Origin of the sequence: Streptococcus sp. 3613 (genome assembly GCF_013277375.1) — a bacterium.
Taxonomy (GTDB): domain Bacteria; phylum Bacillota; class Bacilli; order Lactobacillales; family Streptococcaceae; genus Streptococcus; species Streptococcus pseudopneumoniae.
In genome coordinates, this window is record NZ_VMMV01000106.1 from 1 (window position 1) to 3,223 (window position 3,223).

Annotated in this window: 3 protein-coding genes and 2 pseudogenes; 1 reads left to right on the plus strand and 4 read right to left on the minus strand. The window is 39.2% G+C overall.

Annotation, left to right across the window (positions count from 1 at the left end; translation table 11 throughout):
* From HT708_RS10795 to HT708_RS10810, 4 genes and pseudogenes are all read right to left on the minus strand, one after another.
* Window positions 1-795, minus strand: a 795-nt coding sequence (locus HT708_RS10795) for a YSIRK-type signal peptide-containing protein (protein ID WP_042758486.1), incomplete at its 3' end; no start/stop codon positions are given.
* A 79-nt stretch (window positions 796-874) separates the two neighbouring features.
* Window positions 875-1,012 (minus strand): hypothetical protein, encoded by a 138-nt coding sequence (locus tag HT708_RS10800; RefSeq protein WP_153300005.1) that lies wholly within the window; start codon window positions 1,010-1,012, stop codon window positions 875-877.
* Window positions 1,013-1,419: 407 nt separating this feature from the next.
* Window positions 1,420-1,897: pseudogene (locus tag HT708_RS10805) on the minus strand (DUF4231 domain-containing protein).
* A 128-nt stretch (window positions 1,898-2,025) separates the two neighbouring features.
* Window positions 2,026-2,828: pseudogene (locus HT708_RS10810) on the minus strand (IS5 family transposase).
* Window positions 2,829-3,084: 256 nt separating this feature from the next.
* On the opposite strand from HT708_RS10810, the gene HT708_RS10815 reads away from it, so the two are divergent.
* Window positions 3,085-3,223, plus strand: a 139-nt coding sequence (locus HT708_RS10815) for a helix-turn-helix domain-containing protein (RefSeq protein ID WP_172926382.1), incomplete at its 3' end; no start/stop codon positions are given.

The window sequence follows — 3,223 nt, forward strand, 5'->3', positions numbered from 1 at the left end:
CGTACCCTTATCAACTTCCTGCTTGTCAGTCAGACCGTCTCCGTCGGTATCTACTGTTTCATTAGGTCCTACTGCAACATAGCGAGGATATCTTGAACGAGGCTGTACAATTCCAGCTACGACAGGTAATTGTGAAGCCACTACCCCATCTTGAACATCCGCTTCTATTTCCCACTTGTAAGCATTGTGAGAAAAATTTTCCCATGAATTGATACCAAACAGTAACTGATTTTTTTCTTTCCACTCAGTTGGAATATCGGAACCTGAACCAACCTTTCCTATTTTTTCCCAAAATTCATTCCATTTTCCTTCGTTTCTAGGGTCAAAATCAGGATTAAAAACTAATTCTCTTGTCGCACCAGGAAATTCATGCACTCCCAAATCGTGCACTAATTTCCACGGCAATCCCCCTCCCCCTGTTTTTCCATCAGAATTATAAGTTCTAATCCTAACCGTCCGATGGTCCAAACCAGTTGGTAACCAAGCAGTAAGTCCTGGCCTAGCCCAGTATTCATAATTTTTATTGAAAAGTATTGTATATTTTACATGCTTGCCATTTTTTGATATCTCAGTCCTTACTTGTACTGATTGCTTAGCATTCTCAACTTCTTTAGGTGTATCCCCAAGATAGGTCACATTATCTACCGTTTCAAAATGAGCGGAAACGGTAGATATATCACTGCCTAAAAAGGAGAGTCCTACCAACACAGAAGCCGCGCCAAATTTAAATTTTCTGAGAGAGTAGCGAAAGGCTTTCTCTCCACCTTTTTTCTTATTTTGTATCAATTTCAACAATTATTTTTCTCCTTATGTTCTAAGTAATTCTTTCTGTGAACTCCAAGGCCAGCCAGCTTTTTTCTGACTTCAGAAAGCCTCAAGTGTAGCCGTCTGCTTCCTGGGTATCAATGATGGCAAAGACTCCTACAGGGCAAAAACCATGCTCTGGATAGTCCAAGCCTGGTAATAAGCAGAGGTACCAACGCCTGTAGATACATACCAGGTGCTCCTTCATCGCTCAAACCGCCATTATGTTGGATGACAATCCTATCGATAGCTAAACGATTGTCATCGCTATTCATGATTTCTTCGTCGACATCAGCGATAAGACCTGAAAATAAATCACCATTTATCCGTTTTGTTTTAACCTTAATCACCTCCTAGTTATCTTCCTTTAGGTGTTGAAACATTGAAATCTGCACTCTTTCCATTTCTAAAAAACCATCTACTAGCTACTCAACCACATCCGTACTGGTTAGACCATAAGCTTGTTTAACAGTCTCCGTCTAAACTGAGTTTTCTTTCAAATGCACCGAGACAAACTCAAGTTTCAAGGAAGTTCCTGTCTTTTAAGCACAAAAAACAAACCGGACCTTGAGTTGTTTTACGCTGTAAATTCCATTTTTTCATACTGCTTTCCAGTCAGGCTATTCTTTCCCTGACTATAGGTTTTCTTTTACCCCCTCGATTTTTCTTGCATTGGAGTGGAGTTTCCGCAGGCACACCCGCTTCTTTAGACTGGATGCCTTCCCACTTGATTATTTCGTCAGAGATTATCCCTTCACAGATCTTGACAAAGAATGTAGAAGGCTTGCTTTCACCTGCGTATTTATTTCTCAGTCAGACACTGGTAGAGAAACTTTTCTCGTTCTAAAAGTTGCGCTGCCTTCTGATAGGATATCCAGTGTTCCTTGCTATTATAAATACCAAGCAATCCCTCACAAAGCAACCCCATGCTTGAAAGCACAACAGAGACAAGGCGATAGTAATCGCCCGACATGGGAATGGCACAAAAAATCGCAATCAAAAAACCGGAAACAATCTCAGCAATCTCCAAGACCTTGTAGCGTCTGCGATGCTGGAAACTTTTCCTCTGAAAGCAGGTGATTTGCTTTTCCAATCACTCTGTCATATAGACTTCTTCTGGTGTCATATAGAACTCCTCTCTGTTTTGTTTACCACTATCATAATAATACATAATAGAAAGTGAATCAACTTGTAGATTGTAAAACTAGACTTCCTGCAAAACTAGAATCCTAGTTCACGGTTGATAATGCCAGCAATCGAGTTCATTCGTAAGCCGAAGCGTTTACGATGATTTCGATAGGTTGTTGAAAACATTTTAAACGTTTTTACTTTGGCAAAGATGTTCTCAACCTTGCTTCTCTCCTTGGATAGCGCATGGTTACAGGCTTTATCTTCAGCTGTTAGCGGCTTGAGTTTGCTGGATTTACGTGGAGTTTGTGCTTGAGGATATATCTTCATGAGCCCTTGATAAGCACTGTCAGCCAAGATTTTACCAGCTTGTCCGATATTTCTGCGACTCATTTTGAACAACTTCATATCATGACAACAGTTCACAGCGATATCCAAAGAAACAATTCTCCCTTGAATTGTGACAATCGCTTGAGCCTTCATAGCGTGGCATTTCTTTTTACCAGAATAATTTGCTAATTCTTTTTTTAGAACGATTGATTTTTACTTCCGTCGCATCAATCATTACCGTGTCCTCAGAACTGAGAGGAGTTCTTGAAATCGTAAAACCACTTTGAACAAGAGTTACTTCAACCCATTGGCTCCGACGGAGTAAGTTGCTTTCGTGGATACCAAAATCAGCCGCAATTTGTTCATAAGTTCGATATTTTCGCACATATTGAAGTCGCCATAAGAAAGTCTTCTAGGCTTAGTTTAGGTTTTCGTCCACCTTTTGCGTGTTTAAGTTGATAAGCTGTTTTTAATACAGCTAACATCTCTTCAAAAGTGGTACGCTGAACACCAACAAGACGCTTAAATCGTGCATCAGTTAGTTGTTTACTTGCTTCATAATTCATAGAACTACTATACCATATTTTGTTTCGCAGGAAAGTCTAATATATAAATAGCAACTTACGACTATTTACCCCACTGTACCTCCTATGAAGAATATACAGTCTAGTGATAATTATACCACCCCCCCCCCCGAATTTTGCAAGGAAAAACATTTTATTTTTTCTGTTTTGTAATTCGAATGTGATAATGTCTTTAGTAAATCGAACGTGAAAATGTCCCATTTGATAAAATAGTCGTATGAAAAGTATCCAACTGAATATGAATAAAACGAAAAAATATCTTGTGATAAAAGCTATAGACCAAGGAAAGAAAACAAAGAATCGAGCCTGTGTCGAACTCAATCTTTCTAAAAGACAAATCAATCGTCTGCTACTAGCCTATCAACAGAAAGGAAAAA

Excerpts from the sequence above, each read along its gene's own strand:
- HT708_RS10800 (WP_153300005.1), bottom strand. The coding sequence starts at position 1,012 with ATGAAGGAGCACCTGGTATGTATCTACAGGCGTTGGTACCTCTGCTTA.